The sequence below is a fragment of the Ruegeria sp. SAZD011 genome, assembly GCF_059612545.1.
Map to the genome: position 1 here is coordinate 429,636 of NZ_JBXWQU010000022.1, position 23,693 is coordinate 453,328.

A 23,693-nucleotide genomic window follows, 5' to 3' on the forward strand; every position below is an offset into this window, starting at 1 on the left:
TTCGTCGAAAAATCTTGCGCTCCCGCTCAGCCGCGCGCGCGGATCACCTGCATCAACGGCAGCAGGGTAGCCATTTCCGGGCCGCGCTCCATACCGGTTACCGCCTTGCGCAGCGGCATGAACAGCCCCTTGCCCTTGCGGCCGGTGGCCTCTTTCACTGCCTGGGTCCAGGCACCCCAGCTGTCACCGTCAAGCGGCCCTTCGGGCAAGAGCGCCATGGCCTCGGCCACAAAGGCGCGATCTTCGTCGGCGATCAGCGGCTCGGCTCCGTCCCTGCACAGCGCCCACCACCCTGCCAGATCGTTCAGCGTGGTGATGTTCTCGCGCGCCATCAACCAGAAAGGCGCGGCCATATCCTCGGGCACACCCGCCGCTGCCACGTCTGCCGCGACTGCCTCCAGCGGCAGCGCCTGCAGGTAGCGCCCCGTCAGCGGAAACAGATCCTGCACATCGAACTTGGTCGGTGCCGCGCCAAACCGGGTCACGTCGAACCCCTCGATCAGCTCGGCCATGTCGCTGCGCAACTCGACCGGATCGGACGAGCCGAGCCGCGCCATCAGGCTGAGCAGCGCCATCGGCTGCACTCCCTGTTCGCGCAGGTCGCGCAGGGCCAGCGTGCCCAGGCGCTTCGACAACGCCTCGCCCTGCGGGCCGGTCAGCAGCGAATGATGCGCAAAGCGGGGGTGTTCGAACCCGAGCGCCGCCATGATCTGGATCTGGGTCGCGGTGTTGGTCACATGGTCCGAGCCGCGCACCACATCGGTGACGCCCATATCGGTATCATCCACCACCGACGCCAGCGTATAGAGAACCTGACCGTCGCCCCGGATCAGGACCGGGTCGCTGACACTGGCCGCGTCGATCGAGATATCCCCGAGGATGCCGTCAGTCCACTCGATCCGCTCCTGATCCAGCTTGAAACGCCACACCCCGTTACCGCGCTCGGCACGCAGGGCGTCTTTCTCACCCTCAGACAGCGACAGCGCCGCCCGGTCATAGACCGGTGGCTTGCCCATGTTGAGCTGCTTCTTGCGCTTCAGATCCAGTTCGGTCGGGGTCTCGAACGCCTCGTAGAACCGGCCCATGTCGCGCAGCTTGTCGGCGGCCTCGGCATAGCGGTCCAGCCGCTCGGACTGACGCTCCACCCGGTCCCAATGCAGGCCCAGCCAGTCGAGATCCTGCTTGATTGCGTCGACATATTCCTCTTTCGACCGCTCGGGGTCGGTGTCGTCGATCCTCAGGATGAAGGTACCGCCCGCCTTGCGGGCGATCAGATAGTTCATCAGCGCGGTGCGCAGGTTGCCCACATGAATGTAACCGGTGGGCGAAGGGGCGAAACGGGTGGTGGTCATGGACATCTCCTGTTGCCGATCCCCTTGTCACAAGGGCCGACAATTGTCCAGTTCGGCCCCTGTTACCCGCATCACACAGACAACATCACTGTTTCGCTTGTCGCCGATCCGGCCGATCATCCGGCACCACCTCAAATCCGCACAGATTTATGCACGAATGCCGAGGTTGCCGGGGGCGCGCGCTGCCCTATCCTTTTGGGTGTTTCACACATAACTGGGGAGGTCTGACATGACCCTGAAGCTTTCGCGCCGCGCCGCCTTGACCGGTGCCGCATCCCTGCCGCTTGCCGCCGCCGCGGCGCCCGTCCTGGCCGGTGCCCATGGCGGCAAGGCGGCGGCCCCCATCGCCCGCTCGTTCAAGCTGGGCAGCCTGGGGGTGACCACCCTTCTTGACGGCAGCCTGCCGCGTGACGGGGCCAAGGACATCTTTGGCGGTGGCGCATCGGACGAAGATTTCGCGCGTGTCTCGGCCGAGAACTTCATCCCTGCCGACACGGCACAATTCTTCTTTACCCCTACGCTGGTCGATACCGGGGCCGAACTGGTGCTGTTCGACACCGGTCTGGGCCAGGGCGGCATCACCCGCGCGCTAGAAGCAGCTGGCGCTGCGCCCGAAGCCATCGATGTGGTGGTAGTCACCCATATGCATCCCGACCATATCGGCGGCATGATGACCGATGGCGCCCCCACCTTTGCCAATGCCCGTTATGTCACCGGCGCCGCCGAATACGATTTCTGGTCCAAGGCCGAGGCCGGCAACCGTGTCGGTGACCTGGTAAAGTCGCATGTAACGCCGCTGGCGGAGAAAATGACCTTTGTCGAGCCGGGCGCCTCGGTCGCCGCCGGGGTAACGGCGGTCGATGCCTCGGGGCACACGCCGGGCCATATGGGTTACATGCTGGAGAGCGACGGGCAACAGTTGATGCTGACCGCCGATCTGGCGAACCATTATGTCTGGTCCTTCGCGCATCCTGAATGGGAGGTACGGTTCGACATGGACAAGGCCAAGGCAACCGCCTCGCGCCGTCAGATCCTGGGCATGCTGGCCGCGGACCGGGTGCCGATGATCGGCTATCACATGCCGTTCCCCGCAGCAGGTTACGTGGAAGCGCGCGGTGACGGTTTCCGCTTCGTGCCCGTCAGCTATCAGTTGATGGGCTAAGGCTCCGGGCTCAGTACCCCGGATCGGGCGCCACCCGGCTGCCATCGCTGAACCGCGACAGGCGAAACTCCCACGGGTCCACCACCGGGGGTTCGCTTGTCGCCAGATCGGCGATCAGCCGCCCGGCGCCCGGTCCAATCCCGAACCCGTGACCGGAAAAGCCGGTCGCAATGAACAGGCCCGGCAGATCCGGGACACCCGAGATTACCGGGATCGCATCCGGGGTCACGTCGATCATCCCGGCCCAGCTTTGCATGATCTCGGCCCCGTCGAGCATCGGAAAGGCGCGGCGGGCGGCAGACCACGCGCGGCGCAGGTGTTTCTGCGACGGCTCCGGGTCGAGTATCCGGGTCAGCTCGAACGGGGTCACATCGCCTGGCTGCCACTGGCGCGCCATCTGCGCCTCTTCCAGCCAGCGGCGCGACAGCCGAAAGCGCAGCGAACGCCATTCCTGCCGGTAGGCGGGCAGGAAGCTATAGGCCAAGCGCAAGCTGTCAGGTACCAGCTCGACCGTGTTCTGGGTGCCGGCAGCTATGGTGAACCCTCCATCGGCGCGACGGCGCATGGCAAACGCGTCTGACCAGTAGGCGGCATTCGGACCATCGGGCATCGGCGAACTGCGCAACACGGTGTTGAGCACCTTGAGTTGCGGCAGTGAGACGCCTGCATTGCCAGCAAAGAGGCGCGACCATGCCCCTCCCGCCAAAATCACTCTGGAACAGCCCACCCGGCCCCGTTCTGTATAGACCCCTGTCACCCGGCCCGCCTCGACATCGACCGAACGCACCGCACAGGCCGTCAGGATTTGTGCACCCCGGTCACGGGCGCCCTCGGCAATCGCGGGGGCGGCCCATTGCGGCTCGGCCCGGCCGTCCTGCGGCATGAACAGCGCCGCGCCCGGCGGCTTGCGATGACCGGGCAGATGGGCGGCAAGTTCGGCGCCTTCGATCATCCGGGCCCGCGTGTCCAGCCCATCCACATGGCGCGCCCAGCGCTCCAGATTCCCGGTGCTGCGCCGCCCCGAAGCGGCAAACAGGATGCCCGAGCGCACGAAGCCGGTGTTGCGTCCCAGACGCGCATCCAACCCGTCCCAGATCTCCAGCGCAGCCTGCATGAGCGGGATCTCGCGCGGGTCGCGCATGCCCAGCCGCACCCAACCCCAGTTGCGTGAACTCTGCTCAGCGCCGATCTGACCCTTTTCGCACAACAGGACCGAGACGCCTCGTTCCGCCAATTCCAGCGCCGCCGAGACCCCGATGATGCCACCACCAACCACAACGACCTCGACCTGCTTTGGCAGGGCAAGGTCGGAATAGAAATCGGTCGGGCGGGGTCCGGGCATTCGGGCTCATTCACAGGACACAATCAGTGTCAGTGATGTAGCCCGCCCTGCCCGGACGAAAGGGGCTAAATCGACGCGCCGGATCACATCCTTGCAGTCTGTGGCAGAACTGCCATTACCTTGCGTCAGGTTTTTCCGGCTGGTCGGCCTGGAACCGCGAGAACGGATCCAACCGCATCTTGTCATGCACCACAGGTGCATCCCGGAAGTCGGGCAGGTACAGCCCGGAGGTCCAGCGCTCGGGCAGCCAGGACAACAACCGTTCGATCCCGGCGACGCGCCGCATCGCCCAATCGCGCAGGATCTCGGCCCGGACCGGATCAAACCGCCGGAACCGGTCAAACGTCGCCGCGACCATTTCAGACATGCGGTCGTGGCCCACAGTCAGATAGGCAATGATCGGCAAGACAATGGCGAGGCCCAGCAACAGCGGAAGCAATCCCGGCCAGCCGATCAAGATCGCAAGCGCCAGGATGGCGGCCGAATGGCGCCATTTCGGCTGATAGCGCGTTTTGCCTTCGACCTCTGGAGGGTTCGTCGGCACGGCAGGTGCGATCTCGGGCAGGGTCTTGCGCGGCTTGGGCCTTGGCGCAGCCGCCTCTTCGCGCATCACCGCCTCGACGACCTTGTCGATGACGGCTTCGTCGATCTCACGCGGTGGCGATTTCAGCATTTCCACCCCTTGCGGGGGGGCGTTCAGAGGATTCAACATGGCACACATCCCAGATACGAATATCCATCGCCCCGTTTTGCGCCCGGTCAGAGGGCAAAGGCGGTGACAATGGCGATTTTGCCATCTTCACCGGGTCCGCGCCCTCAAAATGTCATATTTAGGTCAAATTCGCCTCAAATCGGATTTGACCCCGAGACAGTCTCTACAGCCATCAACGATTGTTGCCGATGCCGCATCAACTCGGGTCGCGCCAGCGATTCACGATGGGATATCGCCGGTCCAGCCAGAAGGCGCGCGGGGTCAGCCGGGCACCGGGGGCGGCCTGATATCGCTTGTACTCGCTGATATAGATCAGATGCTCGACCCGGCGGGCGACATCGCGGTCGAACCCGGCGGCCACGCAATCGGCGATGGAGCCGTCCTGATCGACCAGAATTTCCAGGATAGCGTCCAGTTCGGGATAATCCGGCAGGCTATCGCTGTCCTTTTGATCCGCGCGCAACTCGGCGCTGGGAGGCTTGTCGATGACCGAAGGCCGGATCACCTCGCCCGCCGGTCCCATCATCCAGGGCCGGTGGTTGGCGTTGCGCCAGCGACAGGTTTCGAACACCCGCGTCTTGTAGAGATCCTTGATCGGGTTATAGCCGCCCGCCATGTCGCCATAGATGGTGGCATAACCCACCGCCACCTCGGACTTGTTGCCGGTGGTCAGCAGCATTTCGCCAAACTTGTTGGAAAGCGCCATCAGTAACAGGCCGCGCAGGCGGGACTGGATGTTCTCTTCGGTCAGGCCCGGTTCGGTCCCGGCAAAGAGCGGTGCCAGCGTATTGGTCACCGCCGCCCGGCTTTCAGAGATCGGGACATAGTCGTATCGAACGCCCAGCGCCTGCGCCACCGCCTCGGCATCCTCCAGCGACTCGGTACTGGTATATTCCGAAGGCAGCATGACGCAGCGCACGTTCTCGGGGCCCAAGGCGTCGGCCGCGATTGCCGCCACCAGCGCCGAATCCACACCACCAGAGAGGCCCAGCAGCGCCTTGGCAAAGCCGGCCTTGCGCATGTAATCGCGCAGGCTTTCGACCATCACGCGGTAATCCTGCTCCCAGGCGTCGGGCAGCAGCGCCACTTCTCCCTTGGCGATCCGCCAGCCCTCGGGTCCGCGCTCCAGATCGACATGCGTGATTGCCTCGTCAAAGACCGGCATGCGAAAGACCAGCGCGCCGCCTGGATTCAGGCCGAATGTGCCGCCATCGAACACCTGATCGTCCTGCCCACCCACCATGTTGAGATAGATCAGCGGCAGGCCGGTTTCGACCACCCGCGCCACCATCTGGTTGATCCGAGTATCGTACTTGTCGCGGTAATAGGGCGAGCCATTGGGCACCAGCAAGAACTCGGCCCCGGTTTCGGCCAGTGTCTCGGCCACGTCCTCGTGCCAGGCATCCTCGCAGATCGGGCTGCCGATGCGGGTATTGCCCACCGAATACGGCCCCCCCAGCGGCCCGGCATCGAAAATGCGCACCTCGTCGAACACGGTCTCGTTGGGCAGGTGGGTCTTGAGCGAGCGACTGACGATCTTGCCGCCCCGCAGGATCAGGTAGGCGTTATAGAGCTTGCCGCCCTCGACCCAGGGGCCACCTATGGCCAGCGCCGGGCCATCGGCGCACTCCTCGGCCAACGCCTCGACCATGGCTATGGCGGCATCATGAAACACCGGCTTCATCACCAGATCTTGCGTGTTGTACCCGGTCACGAACATCTCGGGCAGCGCCACCAGGTCGGCCCCCGCCGCGCGTCCCCGCTCCCAGGCCATGCGGGCCTTGGCGGCATTGCCAGCCAGGTCACCCACGGTGGGGTTGAGCTGCGCCAGAGTGATACGGAAACGGTCGGCCATGATGCCCCCTTGCCCTTGCTCCTGATCTGCCGATTTATCAGATCGACGCGCGAGGAAAAGCCAAATGCGGCAAAAGGCGTTGCCCCTTGCCCGGACCTGCCTTAATTTCGCGGTGCCGCATTCAGACGGTCGACAGGGCAGACAGAGGCACCAATGACCAGAAACCGCAGACGCATCGCATTTGCCGCCATCCTGGCCATGGCCCCTGCGGCCTATGCCCAGCAGGACCAGGTCCTGACCACGCAGGACGAGATCGGCGGCGTCTACGAGGGCACGTTCCGGGGCGGCCTGCAACATGGCACCGGCACCTATCGGCTGCCCAACGGCTATGAATACAGCGGCGAATGGGTCGATGGCGAGATCCGCGGCCGCGGCGTCGCGCGCTTTCCCAACGGGTCGGTCTACGAGGGCAGCTTTGCCCAGGGCAAGCCCGAAGGCATGGGCAAGATCACCTTTTCCGATGGGGGCACCTACGAGGGAGAATGGTCGGACGGTGTGATCAACGGCCAGGGTGTCGCGATCTATGCCAACGGTGTCCGGTACGAAGGCGGGTTCCGTGATGCCAAACATCATGGCAAGGGTGTGATGCAAAGCCCCGGTGGATATGTCTATGATGGCGACTGGGTCGACGGTCAGAAAGAGGGGTTGGGCAAGATCACCTATCCCGACGGCGCCGTCTACGAGGGCGGCATCGTCGCGGGGCAGCGTCATGGCGAGGGCACGCTGACCCTGCCCGACGGGCTGGTCTATGTGGGCTTCTGGGCCGATGGGCAGATCAACGGCAAGGGCACGCTGACCCAGGCCAATGGCGATGTCTACGAAGGCGACCTGATCGCTGGCCGTCGCGAGGGCAAGGGCAAGGTCACCTATGCAAACGGCGATGTCTATCAGGGTGATTTCACAGATGACCGGCGCGAGGGTCAGGGCATCTTCACCGGCACCGACGGCTACAGCTATGCCGGGTCCTGGGTCGCGGGTCAGATCGAGGGCCAGGGCCGCGTCACCTATCCCGATGGCTCTGTCTACGAGGGCAATTTCCGCGCCGATCTGGCCGATGGCCAGGGCAAGATCACCTATCCCGACGGGTCAAGCTATGAGGGCGATTGGGTCGCCGGCGTGATCGAGGGCACCGGTACCGCGATCTATGCCAATGGCATCGTCTACAAGGGCACCTTCAAGAATGCCAAGAACCACGGCCAGGGCATCATGACCTATGCCGACGGCTATCGCTACGAGGGCGAATGGCAGGACGGGGTCCGCCACGGACAGGGCAAGGCCACCTATCCCGACGGATCGGTCTATACCGGGCAATATGTCAACGGCCAGCGCGAGGGCGACGGCGAGATCGTGATGGCCGACGGGTTCCGCTACAAAGGCCAGTGGCAGGCGGGCAAGATCAGCGGCATCGGTGTCGCCACCTATGCCAATGGCGATGTCTACGAAGGCCATTTCCGTAATGGCAAGCGTCAGGGCGAAGGCACCATGAAATATGCCAGCGGCCAGGAAGAAAAGGGCAACTGGGACAATGGTGCGCTGACCAAAGGTGATCCGGCCCCCGCCGCTTCTGACGGCTAGACGATATCTCCGCCGTCAAGCCGGGCCAGCAGGGTGTCGGCATCCGACAGGATGGTCCGGCGCTGATCCGGGTCCATCCGCTCCCACGTCCGGTACATGTTACCCATGCGAGGATTGCTCGCAAACCGGTCGCGATGGCGGTCCAGAAAGCTCCAGTATAGCAGGTTGAAGGGGCATGCCCGGTCTCCGGTCTTGGCCTTGACGTCATAGGCGCATGTCTTGCAGTGGTCCGACATCCGATTGATGTAGGCGCCGCTCGACACATAGGGCTTGGACGCCACGATCCCGCCATCGGCGAACTGGCTCATGCCAATGGTGTTCGGGGCCTCGACCCACTCGAAAGCATCGGCGTAAACGGCCAGATACCATTCGTGGACCTGTTGCGGATCAACACCCGCCAGAAGGGCGAAGTTACCGGTGATCATCAAGCGCTGGATATGATGGGCATAGGCCTCGTCCCGCGTCTGCGACACCGCCTCGCGAATACAGGTCATCCGCGTCTCGCCGCCCCAGTAGAAGGCCGGCAGATCACGCTGGTGTCCCAGCGCATTGGATGCCGTGTATCCCGCCCCCTCGAGGAAATAGATGCCCCTTACGAATTCGCGCCAACCGATGATCTGCCGAATGAAACCTTCGACGGCGTTCAAGGGCGCATGGCCATGGCGCCAGGCCTGTTCGGCAGCACGGCAGACCTCCAGCGGCTCCAACAGACCGAGATTGAGATAGACCGACAGGACGGAATGATACAGAAACCGTTCCCCCGTCAGCATCGCATCCTGGTAGTCACCAAAAAGAGGCAGCGCCTCGGTGATGAAATGGTCAAGCGCCTGCAACGCCTGTACCCGGTCGGTGGCGAACCAGAACGGGCGCAGAGTACCGAAACTGGCATCAAAACGGGAAGCGACAAGATCCAGAACCTCGGCAGTGACGCTATCAGTTGCGAATTGCATCGGGGCCGGAAACTGGTGGCCGCTCGGGGGGCGCTTGCGGTTTTCGGCATCATAGTTCCAACTGCCGCCAGCAGGCTGATTACCCTCCATCAACAACCCGGTCTTGCGGCGCATGTCGCGATAGAACCATTCCATGCGCAACTGGCTGCGCCCCTTTGCCCAGTCCTCGAAATTGCGCCGGGACGCGATGAACCGCCTATCGGGAAGTAGCGTCACCTTGAGCGGCAGCTCTCGAAGCTGCCCGATCAACCGCCACTCGCCGGGCGTGGTGACCAGAACCTCGGTCGCGCCGGTTTCACCGGCCCGGCGCAGCAATTCGTCGCCAACGGAACCGCTCGTATCCGGATCGTCGAGCCGAGAATACGCGACCCGCCACCCTGCCCGGCGCAGCTGTTCGGCAAACTTGCGCATCGCCGCCAGCACCAGCGCTATTTTTTTGGGGTGATGCGGAACATATTCGGCCTCGGCGGCGACCTCGGCCATGACAACGCAATCGGTGTTTGGGTCCGCCTCGGCCAGCGCGGAGAGGCCGGCGCTCAATTGATCACCCAGAACAAGGATGAGACGGGTCACCAGGGAACCTCTTTCCCGGCCCAATCATAGAACCCACCACTCTGCTCGGGTGTAAGCCCCTCGATCACGCGCAACAGGTTCGACGCCGCTTCGTTCGGCAAGACCGCCGGATGGCGGCCAAGATATTTCTCGGTAAAGGCGGTGGCGACTGTACCGGGATGCAAGGCGACACAGACGGCCTGCTTGTGGCTGCGCGCAAGCTCGATGGCTGCGGTTCGGACGATCTGGTTCAACGCCGCCTTGGAGGCGCGATAGCTGACCCATCCGCCCAACCGGTTGTCACCGATCGACCCGACCCGCGCGGAAAGCACCGCGCATACGCTACGGGATTCTCTCGGCAAAAGTCGGCCCGCCTCGCGCAGGACAAGGGCCGGGCCGATGGCATTCAGGGCGAATTGGTCGGCCATGGCCTGCGCCGACAGGGCGCGCAACGATTTCTCTGGCCCGGCACCGTTGATTTCCAGCGCGCCGGTCGCCACCAAAACCAGATCATACGGGGTATCGAGCCCTTGTAAGATCCGCGCACTCCTCTGATCATCGGTCAGGTCCAGCCCATCGGCAGAGCGCGACAGGCCGGTCACGGACATGCCGCGCGCTTCAAGCTGCGCCGCAATGGCCGCACCGATCCCCCCCGAAGCACCAATGACAAGAGCCTTTTTCATGCTTCCGCAGCTAGCTGGACTGGCAACGACTTCAATATCAGCGCCACGTCCGAGACAGCATTTTCTCCCTTTCCATTCCCGCGCGGGCCGGTATAACCTTGCCGCATGATCAACCGCGCAGACATAGCATCGACCGGCACCGCCATTTCTGGCGCCGTTCTGCGTGGCCTACTGATCCTAATCCGCCTCTGAGCGTGCCCTTTCGGCGCGCCCGCTCAGAGGAGGAGGCTTGCGCGCCATTTGGCTTAGGACAGATACGAAAGTTACCGACATGACCCATGCGACCGACCAAGACCGCGTCTTGATCTTCGACACCACCCTGCGCGACGGCGAGCAGAGCCCCGGCGCCACCATGACCCATACCGAAAAGCTCGAGATCGCCGAGATGCTCGACGAGATGGGGGTGGACATCATCGAGGCTGGCTTCCCCATCGCCTCGGAAGGCGATTTCAAGGCGGTGAGCGAAATCGCCAAGCGTTCGAAAAACAGCCGCATCTGCGGGCTGGCACGCGCGAATTTCGCCGATATCGACCGCTGCTGGGAGGCGGTGAAACACGCCGAACAGAACCGCATTCACACGTTTATCGGGACGTCACCGCTGCACCGCGCCATTCCCAACCTGACCCAGGACGAAATGGCCGAGAAGATCCATGAAACGGTCAGCCACGCCCGCAACCTGTGCGAAAACGTGCAATGGTCGCCGATGGATGCGACCCGGACCGAATGGGACTACCTGTGCCGTGTGATTGAAATCGCGATCAAGGCCGGTGCCACCACCATCAATATCCCCGATACCGTGGGCTATACCGCCCCCGCCGAAAGCGCCGATCTGATCCGGCGGCTGATCGAAACGGTGCCGGGTGCCGACGATGTGATCTTTGCCACCCATTGCCACAACGACCTCGGCATGGCGACGGCCAACAGCCTTGCCGCCGTGGCAGGTGGCGCGCGCCAGATCGAATGCACCATCAACGGGTTGGGCGAACGCGCCGGCAACACCGCCCTGGAAGAGGTGGTGATGGCAATGAAGACCCGCCACGACATCATGCCCTGGCACACCGGGATCGACACCACCAAGATCATGGCGATCTCGCGCCGGGTGGCGACCGTGTCCGGGTTCAACGTGCAGTTCAACAAGGCCATCGTGGGCAAGAACGCATTCGCCCATGAAAGCGGCATCCACCAGGACGGGATGCTGAAGAACCGCGAGAATTTCGAGATCATGCGGCCTGAGGATATCGGCCTCTCGGGCACCTCGCTGCCGCTGGGCAAGCATTCGGGGCGCGCGGCGCTGCGCGACAAGCTCGAACACCTCGGCTATGAGGTGGGCGACAACCAGCTCAAGGACATCTTCGTGCGGTTCAAGGAACTGGCCGACCGCAAGAAAGAAGTGTTCGACGACGACGTGATCGCGCTGATGCGCTCGGGCGAGAATGCCGAACAGGACCATTTGCAGCTGGTGTCGATGAAAGTGATCTGCGGCACCGGCGGCCCGGCCGAGGCCACGGTCGAGATGGAGATCGACGGCAAGGATGTCAGCGCCACCGCGCATGGCGACGGGCCGGTGGATGCCAGCTTCAAGGCAATCCGCGAGCTGCATCCGAACAAGGCGCATCTGCAACTCTACCAGGTGCATGCGGTGACCGAGGGCACCGATGCCCAGGCCACGGTCAGCGTTCGGCTGGAAGAGGACGGGATGATTGCCACCGGCGAGTCCGCCAATACCGACACGGTGGTGGCCAGCGCCAAGGCCTATGTCAACGCGCTCAACCGCCTGATCGTGCGGCGCGAGAAGGCAGGACCCGGAGCCGATACCCGCGAGATCAGCTACAAGGACCTGACCTGACGCCTTGGTAGATCGGAATTCTGCAAGAATTCCGAAACGGAAAACTTAGTTTTCCGGGCCGTTTTCCGGCTCGGAAAACGGCTCCCCGGTCAGAGCTGAGCGAACAGGTCCGACAGGCGCGCCGCCTCGTCGGCAAGACCGAAGGGCGCATTGATCACGAACATACCCGACCCAACCATCCGGTGGCCCTCGCGGGCGGGCGCAAAGCGGACCTCATGCCGCAGGACCTTGGGCAGGCCTTGCCGCTCCAGCGCCGCCAGCATCGGCTTGTGCCGCGCGTCCGCCAGGATCGGGTACCAAAGCGCGATCACGCCCACATTCCACTTGCGATGCAACTGCGCGATCACCGCCGGTATCCGGTCGTAGTCGGATTTCACCTCGTAACTGGGATCGATCAGCATCATGCCCCGACGCGGCTCGGGCGGCAGCAGCGACTGCGCCATCTCGAACCCGTCCCGCTGATAAACCCGCGCCGAGAATCCCGCCACTGCCTGTTCCAGCGCCGCATGTTCCTGCGGGTGCAGTTCCGCCAGATGCATCATGTCGCCGGGCCTGAGCAGATACGCCGCCACCAGCGGCGAGCCGGGATAGGCCGCGCCGCCGTGATCCGCCCGCAGCGCCGCAAGCACCCGCATCAACGGATGCGTCGCCTCGAACCAATCCGCTCCCTCGACCCGGCCGATGCCCGCCTTGGCCTCGCCCGTGCGCACCGCTTCGACCGAATCCAGATGGTAGAGCCCGCGCCCCGCATGCGTTTCAAGGTAGCTCAGCGGCTTGTCCTTGCGGGTCAGATAGTCGATCGCCACCGCCAGAATCGCGTGTTTCTGAACATCGGCCAGGTTTCCGGCGTGATAAATGTGCTGATAAGATAGCATTTGTCCGTCCTGTCCCAGCGTCACCCACCCTTGCGCGGCGGATTGGTGCTGATCCGCGCGGAATCGGCCCTTTTCCACAGTGCTTCCGCGCCCTATAAGTCATTCGTCGCGGGCCCGTCGAGTCGTGGGCACAGCAAGAATTCTGGTAGGCAGGACCACTCACATGGGGATCTTCGATAGTCTGGGCAGCCTGTTCGCAGCGGACATGGCGATCGACCTGGGCACGGCTAACACGCTGGTCTATGTCAAGGGTCGCGGTGTCATTCTGTCCGAACCCTCGGTGGTGGCCTATCACGTCAAGGACGGGGTCAAGAAGGTCCTGGCCGTTGGTGAGGACGCCAAGCTGATGCTGGGTCGCACCCCGGGCAGCATCGAGGCAATCCGCCCGATGCGCGAAGGTGTGATCGCTGATTTCGACACTGCCGAAGAGATGATCAAGCATTTCATCCGCAAGGTGCACAAACGCTCGACCTTTTCGAAACCCAAGATCATCGTCTGCGTCCCCCATGGCGCCACCCCGGTGGAGAAGCGCGCCATCCGTCAATCGGTGCTGAGCGCCGGTGCCCGCCGGGCCGGGCTGATCGCCGAACCCATCGCCGCTGCCATCGGCGCCGGCATGCCGATCACCGACCCGACCGGCAACATGGTCGTGGACATCGGCGGCGGCACCACCGAGGTCGCGGTGCTGTCGCTGGGTGACATCGTCTATGCCCGCTCGGTTCGTGTCGGTGGCGACCGGATGGACGAGGCGATCATCAGCTACCTGCGCCGTCAGCAGAACCTGCTGGTGGGCGAAAGCACCGCCGAACGCATCAAGACCTCGATCGGCACCGCGCGCATGCCCGATGACGGACGCGGCCAGTCGATGCTGATCCGGGGCCGCGACCTGCTCAATGGCGTGCCCAAGGAAATCGAGATCAGCCAGGCCCAGGTGGCCGAGGCGCTGGCCGAACCGGTGCAGCAGATTTGCGAGGCAGTGATGACCGCGCTGGAAACCACGCCGCCCGATCTGGCCGCCGATATCGTCGACCGGGGCGTCATGCTGACCGGTGGCGGCGCTCTGCTGGGCGACCTGGATCTGGCCCTGCGCGAACAGACCGGGCTGGCAGTTTCGATTGCTGATGAAAGCCTGAATTGCGTCGCACTCGGCACCGGCAAGGCGCTGGAGTATGAAAAGCAACTGCGCCACGCGATTGACTACGACAGCTAAGCCGCGCAGGATCCGGGGGTATTTGGCGGTTTAGGCGGCTGCCATCCGGCAGCCCCGACTTTTGGCGGAAAGGACCTTTTTGGCACGCGACCGCTCACAGCGCGAGGACTATGCCGGCCCCCTGCGCCGCCTGTTGCTTGGGGTCGTGCTGTTGTGCCTGCTGGGTATCTTCCTGGTCTGGCGCATCGACAGTCCGCGCGTCGAGCGCTTCCGCGCCCAGGTCGTCGATACCGTCATTCCCTCTATGGACTGGGCTATGGTCCCGGTTACCGGCACCATCAACCTGATCCGCGACTTCCAGAGCTATCAGCGGTTGAGCGAACAGAACCGAGAGTTGCGCAGCGAACTGCGCCAGATGCGGGCGTGGAAAGAAGCGGCGTTGCAACTGGAGCAGGAGAATGCCCGGCTGCTCGATCTCAACAACGTCCGGCTGGATCCGCGCCTGACCTATATCACCGGCGTTGTGATGGCAGACAGCGGCTCACCCTTCCGGCAGTCTGTTCTGTTGAACGTTGGCGCCCGCGACGGGATCGTCGACGGCTGGGCCGCGATGGACGGGATCGGACTGGTTGGCAGGATCTCGGGCGTGGGCCAATCCTCGGCTCGGGTCATCCTGCTTACCGACGCGGCAAGTTCGATCCCCGCCACCATACAGCCCTCGGGCCAGACGGCGCTGATCACCGGCGACAACACGGCGGCCCCGGTGGTGGATTTCCTGGAAAACCGCGAATTGGTCCGACCCGGCGACCGGGTCGTCACCTCGGGCGATGGCGGTGTATTTCCCGCAGGTCTCTTGATCGGCCAGGTGGCCGAAGACCGGACCGGGCGCCTGCGCGTGCGCCTTTCGGCCGACTATGAGCGGCTCGAGTTCCTGCGTGTACTGCGCCATCACGGCACCGAGCAGATCGACGATCATGGCGGCGTGGTCGGGCCGACGGCACCAGCCGCGCCCGACACCTCGGCGCTGGCGCAACCTGCTGAGGCCGCCGATGGATAGCCTCGCGCCCTCGCGCATCTGGGTGATGCGCCTGTGCTATGCCGGTTTGGCGATGGTGATCCTGTTCTTTCACCTGCTGCCGCTCGATACCCTGCCAAGGGGCTGGGCGGCGCCCGACCTGCTGCTGGCGTTGACGCTGGCCTGGGCGCTGCGTCGGCCCGATTTCGTACCACCGGTGCTGATTGCGATCGTCATCCTGCTTGCCGATTTGCTGCTTCAACGCCCTCCCGGTCTGCTGGCGGCGTTGACGGTGGCGGGTGCTGCCTTTCTGCACAGCCGCTTCGGCGGGCATGGTGAAACCGGGTTTGTCGCGGAATGGCTGGCGGTGGCGGTGGTGTTGATCACAATCGCCCTGCTCTACCGGATCGTTCTGGCGATCACTTCGGTCGATCAGGCGCCGCTGTTCCTGATGGCCTCGCAACTGTTGCTGACAATCCTGATCTATCCGCTGGTGGCCGGGTCCAGCCAGGCGGTGTTCGGTGTGCGCCGCCTGACGCCCGCCGATGCCGAAGCACTGGGAGCCCGTTGAATTGAGACGATCGGCGCGCGACATGGACAAGGTACAGCGGGTCCTGACCCGCCGCGCCCTGCTGCTTGGCGGAGCGCAGGCGGCCTTTGTCGGCGGGCTGGCGATGCGCATGCGTTACATGCAGGTCGATCAGGCCGACCAGTTCCGCCTGCTGGCCGAGGAGAACCGGATCAACATCCGCCTGATCCCGCCAACACGGGGTGAACTGTTCGACCGCAACGGCGCCATCATCGCCCAGAACACCCCCTCGTACCGGATCGTCATGGTGCGCGAGGATGCGGGCGATGTGGATGAGGTGATCGAAAACCTGAAGCGGGTGATCCCGCTGGACCCCGAGGAACTGGACCGCGCCCTGGCCGAGATGCGCCGCTCGCCGCCGTTCCTGCCGGTCACGCTGGCCGATCAGATCAGCTGGGAGCATATCTCGAAAGTGGCGGTGAACGCCCCGGCCCTGCCCGGCATCACGCCTGAGGTCGGCCTGACCCGTGTCTATCCGCAGGCCGGTGATTTTGCCCATGTGGTGGGCTATGTCGGCCCGGTCAGCGATTACGACCTGAGCCAGATCCGGGATCCCGAACCGGTGCTGCGCATTCCGCGTTTCCAGATCGGCAAGGTCGGGCTGGAGGCCAAACAGGAAGACCTCCTGCGTGGCAAGGCCGGCGCCAAACGGGTCGAGGTCAACGCCAACGGGCGCGTCATGCGCGAGTTGGACCGGCGCGAGGGCAAACCCGGCGCCGACCTGCAGCTGACCGTCGACTCGGCGCTGCAATCTTATGTGCAGGCCCGGCTGGGACAGGAAAGCGCGGCAGCAGTGGTCATCGACTGCGAAACCGGCGATCTGCGCGCCATCGCCTCGGCCCCTAGTTTCGATCCCAACCTGTTCGTGCGCGGTATCTCGGTGGCCGACTACCGCGGCCTGACCGAAGACCCCTATCGCCCGCTGGCGAACAAGTCGGTTCAGGGGGCTTATCCGCCCGGCTCGACCTTCAAGATGATCACCGCCATGGCGGCGCTTGAGGCAGGGATCACCAGCCCAGAGGAGACGGTCTATTGCCCCGGCTTCCTTGAGGTCAGCAACCGCCGCTTCCATTGCTGGAAACGCGGTGGCCACGGTCATATGAACCTGGAAGAGTCGCTGGAGCAAAGCTGCGACGTCTATTATTACGACGTGGCACTCAAGGTCGGCATCGACAAGATCTCGGCCATGGCCGAGGAATTCGGCATAGGCGTAAGGCATGACATTCCGATGTCTGCAGTGGCGCGCGGGCTGGCCCCCAATCGCGACTGGAAGGCACGGGTGCATGGGCAGGACTGGCTGGTCGGCGATACCGCCAACGCCTCGATCGGTCAGGGTTTCATGCTGGCCTCACCTTTGCAACTGGCGGTGATGACCGCCCGTATCGCAACCGGACGCAAGGTAGAGCCCCGGCTGGTGAAATCCATCGACGGGATCGAGCAGCCTTCGGGCGCGGGAGAGCCGATGACGGTGAACCAGGCCAATCTGCGCCGCCTGCGCAAGGGCATGTACGCCGTCAGCAACAACCGCCGTGGCACCGCCTATCGCAGCCGCATCCTGGCCGATGCCAACCGGATGGCGGGCAAGACCGGCACCAGCCAGGTGCGCAACATCACCGCCGCCGAGCGTGCTGCCGGAGTGATCCGCAACGAAGACCTGCCCTGGGAACGGCGCGACCATGCGCTGTTTGTCTGTTTCGCCCCGTTCGACAACCCGCGTTTCGCGGTGTCGGTGGTGGTCGAGCACGGTGGCGGTGGGTCCACCGCCGCGGCGCCGATCGCGCGCGACATCCTGCTTCAGGCACTTTATGACGGTTTTCCACCGCTCGAGGCCTATCCGGCAAAGGACCGCAGCCGGATCGAGGCACAGCAAGAGCGGTTGCGCCGCGAGTTGCGCCCGGTGACGCGGCCCGAGGACAAGGACCGCGCATGAGCTATCTTGAGTATACAGTCAAATCGACGCCCAGCGGCCTGCGCAAGATCCTCTACATGAACTGGCCCCTAACGCTGCTGTTGATCTCGGTGGCCTCGGCCGGGTTCCTGATGCTCTATTCCGTCGCCGGCGGCTCGTTCAGCCCCTGGGCCGAACCCCAGATCAAGCGGTTCCTGGCCGGGCTTCTGGTGATGACAGCGGTGGCCATGGTACCGATCTGGTTCTGGCGCAACATGGCCGCCGTTGCCTATGGCGGATCGCTGGTGTTGCTGATCATGGTCGAGCTGTTCGGCGCCGTCGGCATGGGCGCCCAGCGCTGGATCGACCTGGGTTTCATGCGGCTGCAACCCTCGGAACTGACCAAGATCACCCTGGTGATGGTGCTGGCGGCCTATTACGACTGGCTGCCGGGCAAGAAGACCTCGCGCCCGCTCTGGGTGCTGGTGCCGGTGCTGATCATCCTGGTTCCCACCGCGCTGGTGTTGAAACAGCCCGACCTGGGCACCGCCATCCTGCTGCTCTCGGCGGGCGGGGCGCTGATGTTCCTGGCCGGGGTGCATTGGGCCTATTTCGCCGCCGTCATCGCGGCGGGCGTGGGACTGATCACAGCGGTGTTCAAAAGCCGTGGAACCGATTGGCAGTTGCTCAAGGATTATCAGTTCCGCCGCATCGACACCTTTCTGGACCCGTCCTCGGATCCGCTGGGCGCCGGTTATCACATCACCCAGTCCAAGATCGCGCTGGGTTCGGGCGGCTGGTCGGGACGCGGTTTCATGCAGGGCACCCAGTCGCGGCTGAACTTCCTGCCCGAAAAGCACACCGACTTCATCTTTACCACGCTGGCCGAGGAATTCGGCTTTATCGGCGGCATCTCTCTGTTGTCGCTCTATGCGCTGATCATCGCGTTTTGCGTGGTCACCGCGCTCGCCACCCGCGACCGGTTCTCGTCACTGGTCACGATGGGGATCGCGGTGAACTTCTTTCTGTTTTTTGCTGTCAACATGTCGATGGTCATGGGCTTGGCCCCGGTTGTTGGCGTGCCGCTGCCGATGGTCAGCTATGGTGGCTCGGCCATGCTGGTGCTGATGGTGGCCTTTGGCCTTGTGCACAGCGCCCATATCCACCGCCCCCGCTGACCCCCTGAAAGGATCCACCATGCCCGTCAATGTGCTCTTTTCCGCGCGCCCCGAGCTTTGGCCGATCTATCGACCGTTGATCGAAGGATACCTCTCAGACATGGGAGTCACCTTTGACCTGCGCAACGCATTCGCGCCGGAGGAGGTAGACTATGTCGTCTACGCGCCCAATGGCGGTCTGCACGATTTCACCCCGTTCACCCGGCTCAAGGCACTGCTGAGCCTCTGGGCCGGAGTAGAGAGCATCGCCGACAATCCGACACTGACGGCACCCTTGGCCCGGATGGTCGATCACGGACTGACCCAGGGCATGACCGAATGGGTGGTGGGACACGTGCTGCGCTATCACCTCGGGATGGATGCCCATATCCACGGGCTGAACGGCGACTGGCGTCAGGACGTGCCGCCACTGGCCAGCCAGCGGCAGGTGACCATCCTAGGCCTCGGCGCGCTGGGAGAGGCCGCCGCCCGCGCTCTGACTGCGCTGGGCTTCCAAGTCACGGGGTGGAGCAGATCGCCCAAGGACCTGCCCGGCATCACCTGCCTGCATGGGCCGGAGGGGCTGGACCAAGCGCTGTCGGGCGCCGAAATCCTGGTGCTGCTGCTGCCCAGCACCGCCGCAACCGAAAACACGCTCAATGCCCAAACGCTGTCCCGCCTGCCCCGGGGCGCCCGCATCATCAATCCCGGGCGCGGGCCGCTGATCGACGACGACGCTCTGCTTGCCGCGCTTGACAGCGGGCAGGTGGGCCATGCAACGCTCGATGTATTCCGCATCGAACCACTGCCCCGGGATCATCCCTATTGGGCAAATCCCAACGTCACCGTCACCCCACATATCGCCTCGGAAACCCGCCCCGAAACGGCGGCGCAGGTGATCTGCGAGAACATCCGCCGGGGCGAATGTGGCGAACCGTTCCTGCACCTGGTCGACCGCACTCTCGGCTACTGACACTGCGCCCCTTCATTTCGCCGAAAATACTCCCGCCGGAGGCGAGATTTTTCGTCGAAAAATCTCAGGCCGCGATCAATCCGCGGCCTTTGAGCAGGGCCTCGACCCCCGGCAGACGGCCCCGGAAGGCCAGATAAAGGTCCTCGGCCTCGCGTGACCCGCCGGTAGACAGGATATGCCGCTCCAGCGCCTCGGCCCGCTCAGGATCAAACGCCCCGCCCGCCTCCTCGAACGCGGCAAAGGCGTCGGCATCCATCACTTCGGACCACATGTAGCTGTAATAGCCCGAGCTATAGCCGTCGCCGGCAAAGACATGGGCGAAATGCGGGGTAGCGTGCCGCATGCCGATGGCATGGGGCATGCCGAGTTCCTCCAGCACCTCGGCCTGTTTCGCCATCGGATCAGACGGCGCCGCCCCATCGTGAAATGCCAGGTCCACCAGGGCCGAGGCCACATATTCCACTGTCTGGAACCCCTGATCGAAATTAGCCGCGCCCAACACCTTTTCCAGCATCTCGGCAGGCATCGGTGCACCGGTCTCAGCATGGGTGGCAAACTCGGCCAGCACCTCGGGCACCTCCAGCCAGTGCTCGTAAAGCTGGCTGGGCAGTTCCACGAAATCGCGCGCGACCGATGTACCCGACACGCTTTCATAGGTCACATCCGACAGCATCTGGTGCAGGGCGTGACCGAATTCATGAAACAGCGTGCGCGCATCATCATAGCTCAGCAGCGCCGGATCGCCCTTTGCGAAGTTGCAGACATTGATCACCACCGGCGCCTGGGGTCGCGGGAACTTCGCCTGCGCCCGCATCGCCGAACACCAGGCGCCCGAGCGTTTCGAACCGCGCGCGAAATAGTCACCGATAAAGACGGCCACATGCCGACCATCCCGCGTCACCTCCCAGGCCCGGCAATCGGGGTGATAGAGCGCGATCTCGAGCGGGCGGAACTCCAGCCCGAACAGCCGGTTGGCGCAGGCAAAGGTCGCCTCGATCATGCGGTCCAGTTGCAGGTAGGGTTTCAGCGCCGCCTCGTCCAGGTCATGCTCGGCCTTGCGCCGCAGCGCCGCGTAATAGTGCCAGTCCCAGGGCTCCAGCGGCCCGTTGATCCCGTCTTGCTGCATCATCGCCGTCAGCACCTCGGCATCCGCCTCGGCCCGCGCGCGGGCGGGCGCCCAGACCTGCATCAGCAGGTCGCGCACCCTGTCGGGGCTGCGGGCCATCTCGGTCTCCAACTTGTAGGCGGCAAAACTGTCATAACCCAGGAGCGCGGCGCGCTCCTCGCGCAGCGCCAGGATCTCGGTCGCGATGGCGCGGTTGTCGGTCTTGCCCCCATTGGCCCCACGCGCCACCCAGGCGCGATAGGCCCGCTCGCGCAGATCGCGGCGCGGCGAGAATTGCAGGAAGGGCACGATCAGCGAGCGCGACAGGGTCATCACCGGGCCTGCGGCCTGTTTCTCTTGCCCCGCCGCGCGGGCTGCGGCGGTGACGAAACCGGGCAGCCCCTCCAGATCCTGCTCGGACAGGTCCATGAACCAGTCGCGCTCGTCAGCCAGCAGGTTCTGGGTGAATTCGGTACCCAGCACTGCCAACCGCGCCTTGATCTCCTTCATCCGCGCCTCGGCCTCACCGCTCAGCGCCGCGCCCGAACGAACAAAGCCACGATGGGTCAGCATCAGTACCCGCTGCTGTTCGTCGGTCAGTTCCAGATCCTCGCGCGCCTCCCACACGGCGGCGACGCGGGCGAACAGCGCCTTGTTGGCCGAAATCTCGGAGAAATGCGCCGCCAACTGGGGTGAGAATGCGCGCTGCAATTCTTCGCGCGCCGGGTTGCTGTCCGCCCCCGCCACGGTAAAGAACACGCCCAACACCCGGTCCAGCGCACCGCCCGCCGCTTCGAGCGCCTCGATCACATTCGCAAAGGTCGGCGCCTCGGGGCTGTCGGCGATGGCAGCGATCTCGGCCCTGTGTTCGGCAAGCGCCGCCTCCAGCGCCGGGGCGAAATCGCTGTCCGCGATCCGGTCGAACGGGGCGATGTCGAACGGGGTCTGCCAATCGGCAAGGATGGGGTTGGTCATGCGGCTCTCCTTTGACCGACAAGCTAGGAGGGCGGGCGGGAATGGTCCAGAGGTGCCGGACCGAAACCGGGTTGCATCTGCGCGCCCTCCCCCTCAGGGTCGGGCGCAAGGAGGAGACACGATGAAAAAGACCAACCGCCCCGCAGGCCCGATGACCACCGCCATTCACGCCGGAGAGTCCCCGGACCCGGCAACGCTGGCCTCGGCGCCGCCGATCCACATGTCCTCAACCTATGTGTCCGAGGATGTGTTGGGCTTTTCCGCCCATGACCTGACACCGGAAAGCCCCTATGCCTATTCACGCTGGGCCAATCCCACCGTCGCGATGCTCGAGGCCAAGATCGCCGCGATGCAGGGGACAGAGGCCTGCCTGTGTACCGCATCCGGCATGGCGGCGGCGGCGGCGATCTTCTTCACCTTCCTGTCGGCGGGCGATCATGTGATCGTGTCGGATGTCTCTTACGCGGGCGTGGCCGAACTGGCGCGCGACACGCTGCCCCGGATGGGAATCGCGGTCAGCACCGTGGACATGTCCGACCTTGCCGCAGTGTCGGCGGCGATCCGGCCCGAGACCAGGCTTATCCATACCGAGACCCCGGTGAACCCGATCGGGCGGCTGACCGATCTGGCTGCGATCTCGGCCCTGGCACGGCAGGCAGGCGCGCTGCTGAGCTGTGACGCCACCTTTGCCTCGCCACTGGGAATGGACACGGTCGCGCTGGGTGTCGATCTGACCATGCATTCGGTGACCAAGTATATCTGCGGCCATGGTGACGCGGTGGCAGGTGCGGTCTGTGGCCGGGCCGATCTGGTCTCGCAAATGCGGGTCGAGGCGGCGATCCATCACGGCGGGGTGTTGTCGCCCTTCAACGCCTGGCTGATCGCACGCGGGGCCGCCACGCTGCCCTTGCGGATGAAGGCGCATGCGGCGGGCGCCCAGGCGGTGGCCGAATGGCTGGAGGCCGATCCGCGCGTCGGTCGGGTGATCTATCCGGGTCTCGCTTCGCATCCGCAGGCAGAGCTGGCCGCGCGGCAGATGTCGAACATGTCGGCGATGATCTCGTTCCAGGTGGGCGATGCCGCCACGGGTGAACGTCTGGCCCGGCAGATGATCGAGCGGCTAGAGGTGATCCATTATGCCGTGTCGCTGGGCCATCACCGCAGCCTGATCTTCTGGATGGGGACCGAGGGGCTGATGGAGACCTCGTTCCGGCTGGAGGGCGCCCAGCAGGAGGCCTATCGCGCCTATGCGGGCGACGGGATTTTCCGTCTGTCGGTCGGGCTCGAGGACCCCGAGGACCTGATCGCCGATCTGGATCGGGCGCTGGCCTAGACCCAAGTCCCCGGTCAAAGGCGAAAACCGGCCAAATTGATCTGGGTTAAGGCAGACCCACAACGGGTCTGCCAGACTCGGTTGGGCAACCGTGACCGGGAGAAAAAACATGGCCAAGACAGACACGACGAAGATCACACCCGCCTCGTTCACCGAGGTGTTGAAATCCATGCAGGGGCCGGTGTCGATGACATCGCTGGTTCAGCCGCAGCTGGAACAATTCTGGGACGCGCAGGAAAAGCTGCTGGCCGAATCCGAACGCTTCACCCGGCACTGGTTCGAGCGTCGGCACGAAGCGATCCGCACCGCGCTGGACGCCGCCCGCAGCGCCACCGCCGCTGATCCGTCCAATCCGGCCGAGGCTATGGAAACGGTGATGGACTGGCAGCGCCATTCGGTCGAACGCATGGTCGAGGATGCGCGCGAATGGTTCGACACGGTCTCGCGCTGCGCCGATTACGTGACCAAGACCGAGGCCGAAGCGGTCGAGGAAACGCTGGGAGAGGCGCGCGATATCGCCCGCAAGGCGACCAAATCGGCGAAATCCGAGCCGGTCTGATCCAAGTCTGATCCAGGCCGGGGAGGCTCCCGCCCCCGCGCAGGC

Annotated in this window: 19 protein-coding genes; 11 read left to right on the forward strand and 8 right to left on the reverse strand. The window is 64.4% G+C overall.

Annotation, left to right across the window (positions count from 1 at the left end; genetic code table 11):
- Positions 1-26 precede the first annotated feature (26 nt).
- On the reverse strand, positions 27-1,352 hold the full coding sequence (gltX, locus tag AC2FLM_RS10820) for a glutamate--tRNA ligase (RefSeq protein WP_234142651.1): 1,326 nt from the start codon (positions 1,350-1,352) through the stop codon (positions 27-29).
- A 229-nt stretch (positions 1,353-1,581) separates the two neighbouring features.
- On the opposite strand from gltX, the gene AC2FLM_RS10825 reads away from it, so the two are divergent.
- Positions 1,582-2,514: an MBL fold metallo-hydrolase gene (locus AC2FLM_RS10825; protein ID WP_496857828.1), complete on the forward strand. Its 933-nt coding sequence runs from the start codon at positions 1,582-1,584 to the stop codon at positions 2,512-2,514.
- A 10-nt stretch (positions 2,515-2,524) separates the two neighbouring features.
- Here the strand turns inward: AC2FLM_RS10825 and AC2FLM_RS10830 are convergent, their stop codons facing one another.
- The 3 genes from AC2FLM_RS10830 to AC2FLM_RS10840 form a co-directional block, all read right to left on the reverse strand.
- Positions 2,525-3,856 (reverse strand): NAD(P)/FAD-dependent oxidoreductase, encoded by a 1,332-nt coding sequence (locus AC2FLM_RS10830; RefSeq protein WP_234219615.1) that lies wholly within the window; start codon positions 3,854-3,856, stop codon positions 2,525-2,527.
- Positions 3,857-3,971: 115 nt separating this feature from the next.
- Positions 3,972-4,568: a hypothetical protein gene (locus tag AC2FLM_RS10835; protein WP_496857831.1), complete on the reverse strand. Its 597-nt coding sequence runs from the start codon at positions 4,566-4,568 to the stop codon at positions 3,972-3,974.
- Between the two features lie 196 nt (positions 4,569-4,764).
- Entirely contained in the window at positions 4,765-6,423 is a 1,659-nt protein-coding gene (locus tag AC2FLM_RS10840; protein ID WP_496857833.1) for an NAD+ synthase, read from the reverse strand.
- Positions 6,424-6,576: 153 nt separating this feature from the next.
- Between AC2FLM_RS10840 and AC2FLM_RS10845 the strand changes: the two genes are divergently transcribed.
- Positions 6,577-7,998, forward strand: a complete 1,422-nt coding sequence (locus AC2FLM_RS10845; RefSeq protein ID WP_430539564.1) for an MORN repeat-containing protein — start codon at positions 6,577-6,579, stop codon at positions 7,996-7,998.
- Here AC2FLM_RS10845 and AC2FLM_RS10850 read toward each other — a convergent pair.
- Positions 7,995-9,521 (reverse strand): cryptochrome/photolyase family protein, encoded by a 1,527-nt coding sequence (locus tag AC2FLM_RS10850; protein ID WP_496857835.1) that lies wholly within the window; start codon positions 9,519-9,521, stop codon positions 7,995-7,997. The genes AC2FLM_RS10845 and AC2FLM_RS10850 overlap by 4 nt on opposite strands.
- Complete coding sequence (locus AC2FLM_RS10855) at positions 9,518-10,183, reverse strand: SDR family NAD(P)-dependent oxidoreductase (RefSeq protein ID WP_234165657.1); 666 nt, start codon at positions 10,181-10,183, stop codon at positions 9,518-9,520. Before AC2FLM_RS10855 ends, AC2FLM_RS10850 begins: the two co-directional genes overlap by 4 nt.
- Positions 10,184-10,454: 271 nt before the next feature.
- On the opposite strand from AC2FLM_RS10855, the gene AC2FLM_RS10860 reads away from it, so the two are divergent.
- Positions 10,455-12,029 carry a 2-isopropylmalate synthase gene (locus tag AC2FLM_RS10860; protein ID WP_234219624.1) on the forward strand — a complete coding sequence of 525 codons (1,575 nt, stop codon included), beginning with the start codon at positions 10,455-10,457 and terminating at the stop codon, positions 12,027-12,029.
- Between the two features lie 89 nt (positions 12,030-12,118).
- On the opposite strand, the gene AC2FLM_RS10865 is transcribed toward AC2FLM_RS10860, so the two are convergent.
- The gene (locus tag AC2FLM_RS10865; RefSeq protein ID WP_496857838.1) at positions 12,119-12,904 is read right to left on the reverse strand and encodes a 23S rRNA (adenine(2030)-N(6))-methyltransferase RlmJ; all 786 of its coding nucleotides are present in this window, start codon (positions 12,902-12,904) and stop codon (positions 12,119-12,121) included.
- A gap of 163 nt (positions 12,905-13,067) precedes the next feature.
- Between AC2FLM_RS10865 and AC2FLM_RS10870 the strand changes: the two genes are divergently transcribed.
- From AC2FLM_RS10870 to AC2FLM_RS10895, 6 genes are all read left to right on the forward strand, one after another.
- The gene (locus AC2FLM_RS10870) at positions 13,068-14,114 is read left to right on the forward strand and encodes a rod shape-determining protein (RefSeq protein ID WP_234142635.1); all 1,047 of its coding nucleotides are present in this window, start codon (positions 13,068-13,070) and stop codon (positions 14,112-14,114) included.
- 79 nt (positions 14,115-14,193) lie between these two features.
- Positions 14,194-15,111, forward strand: coding sequence for a rod shape-determining protein MreC (gene mreC, locus AC2FLM_RS10875; RefSeq protein WP_234184448.1), 918 nt, complete (start codon positions 14,194-14,196; stop codon positions 15,109-15,111).
- Complete coding sequence (locus tag AC2FLM_RS10880) at positions 15,104-15,640, forward strand: rod shape-determining protein MreD (protein ID WP_496857841.1); 537 nt, start codon at positions 15,104-15,106, stop codon at positions 15,638-15,640. Before mreC ends, AC2FLM_RS10880 begins: the two co-directional genes overlap by 8 nt.
- Before the next feature lie 22 nt (positions 15,641-15,662).
- Positions 15,663-17,588 (forward strand): penicillin-binding protein 2, encoded by a 1,926-nt coding sequence (gene mrdA, locus AC2FLM_RS10885; RefSeq protein WP_496857843.1) that lies wholly within the window; start codon positions 15,663-15,665, stop codon positions 17,586-17,588.
- Positions 17,585-18,724 (forward strand): rod shape-determining protein RodA, encoded by a 1,140-nt coding sequence (rodA, locus tag AC2FLM_RS10890; RefSeq protein ID WP_234142630.1) that lies wholly within the window; start codon positions 17,585-17,587, stop codon positions 18,722-18,724. Before mrdA ends, rodA begins: the two co-directional genes overlap by 4 nt.
- A 19-nt stretch (positions 18,725-18,743) precedes the next feature.
- Entirely contained in the window at positions 18,744-19,676 is a 933-nt protein-coding gene (locus tag AC2FLM_RS10895) for a 2-hydroxyacid dehydrogenase (RefSeq protein WP_496857845.1), read from the forward strand.
- Between the two features lie 64 nt (positions 19,677-19,740).
- Here AC2FLM_RS10895 and AC2FLM_RS10900 read toward each other — a convergent pair whose 3' ends face one another.
- The gene (locus AC2FLM_RS10900; RefSeq protein ID WP_496857847.1) at positions 19,741-21,756 is read right to left on the reverse strand and encodes a M3 family metallopeptidase; all 2,016 of its coding nucleotides are present in this window, start codon (positions 21,754-21,756) and stop codon (positions 19,741-19,743) included.
- A 121-nt stretch (positions 21,757-21,877) separates the two neighbouring features.
- Here AC2FLM_RS10900 and AC2FLM_RS10905 point away from each other — a divergent pair, with 121 nt between their 5' ends.
- Positions 21,878-23,089, forward strand: a complete 1,212-nt coding sequence (locus tag AC2FLM_RS10905; protein ID WP_496857849.1) for a trans-sulfuration enzyme family protein — start codon at positions 21,878-21,880, stop codon at positions 23,087-23,089.
- A 109-nt stretch (positions 23,090-23,198) separates the two neighbouring features.
- On the forward strand, positions 23,199-23,648 hold the full coding sequence (locus AC2FLM_RS10910) for a phasin family protein (RefSeq protein WP_234142626.1): 450 nt from the start codon (positions 23,199-23,201) through the stop codon (positions 23,646-23,648).
- Positions 23,649-23,693 lie beyond the last annotated feature (45 nt).

Coding starts and splice junctions, on each gene's coding strand:
- AC2FLM_RS10905 (WP_496857849.1), top strand. CDS start 21,878: ATGAAAAAGACCAACCGCCCCGCAGGCCCGATGACCACCGCCATTCAC.
- AC2FLM_RS10830 (WP_234219615.1), bottom strand. CDS start 3,856: ATGCCCGGACCCCGCCCGACCGATTTCTATTCCGACCTTGCCCTGCCA.
- AC2FLM_RS10900 (WP_496857847.1), bottom strand. CDS start 21,756: ATGACCAACCCCATCCTTGCCGATTGGCAGACCCCGTTCGACATCGCC.
- rodA (WP_234142630.1), top strand. CDS start 17,585: ATGAGCTATCTTGAGTATACAGTCAAATCGACGCCCAGCGGCCTGCGC.
- mrdA (WP_496857843.1), top strand. CDS start 15,663: ATGGACAAGGTACAGCGGGTCCTGACCCGCCGCGCCCTGCTGCTTGGC.
- AC2FLM_RS10895 (WP_496857845.1), top strand. CDS start 18,744: ATGCCCGTCAATGTGCTCTTTTCCGCGCGCCCCGAGCTTTGGCCGATC.
- AC2FLM_RS10855 (WP_234165657.1), bottom strand. CDS start 10,183: ATGAAAAAGGCTCTTGTCATTGGTGCTTCGGGGGGGATCGGTGCGGCC.
- AC2FLM_RS10835 (WP_496857831.1), bottom strand. CDS start 4,568: ATGTTGAATCCTCTGAACGCCCCCCCGCAAGGGGTGGAAATGCTGAAA.
- AC2FLM_RS10865 (WP_496857838.1), bottom strand. CDS start 12,904: ATGCTATCTTATCAGCACATTTATCACGCCGGAAACCTGGCCGATGTT.
- AC2FLM_RS10845 (WP_430539564.1), top strand. CDS start 6,577: ATGACCAGAAACCGCAGACGCATCGCATTTGCCGCCATCCTGGCCATG.
- gltX (WP_234142651.1), bottom strand. CDS start 1,352: ATGACCACCACCCGTTTCGCCCCTTCGCCCACCGGTTACATTCATGTG.
- AC2FLM_RS10870 (WP_234142635.1), top strand. CDS start 13,068: ATGGGGATCTTCGATAGTCTGGGCAGCCTGTTCGCAGCGGACATGGCG.
- AC2FLM_RS10825 (WP_496857828.1), top strand. CDS start 1,582: ATGACCCTGAAGCTTTCGCGCCGCGCCGCCTTGACCGGTGCCGCATCC.
- AC2FLM_RS10840 (WP_496857833.1), bottom strand. CDS start 6,423: ATGGCCGACCGTTTCCGTATCACTCTGGCGCAGCTCAACCCCACCGTG.
- AC2FLM_RS10910 (WP_234142626.1), top strand. CDS start 23,199: ATGGCCAAGACAGACACGACGAAGATCACACCCGCCTCGTTCACCGAG.
- AC2FLM_RS10860 (WP_234219624.1), top strand. CDS start 10,455: ATGACCCATGCGACCGACCAAGACCGCGTCTTGATCTTCGACACCACC.
- AC2FLM_RS10880 (WP_496857841.1), top strand. CDS start 15,104: ATGGATAGCCTCGCGCCCTCGCGCATCTGGGTGATGCGCCTGTGCTAT.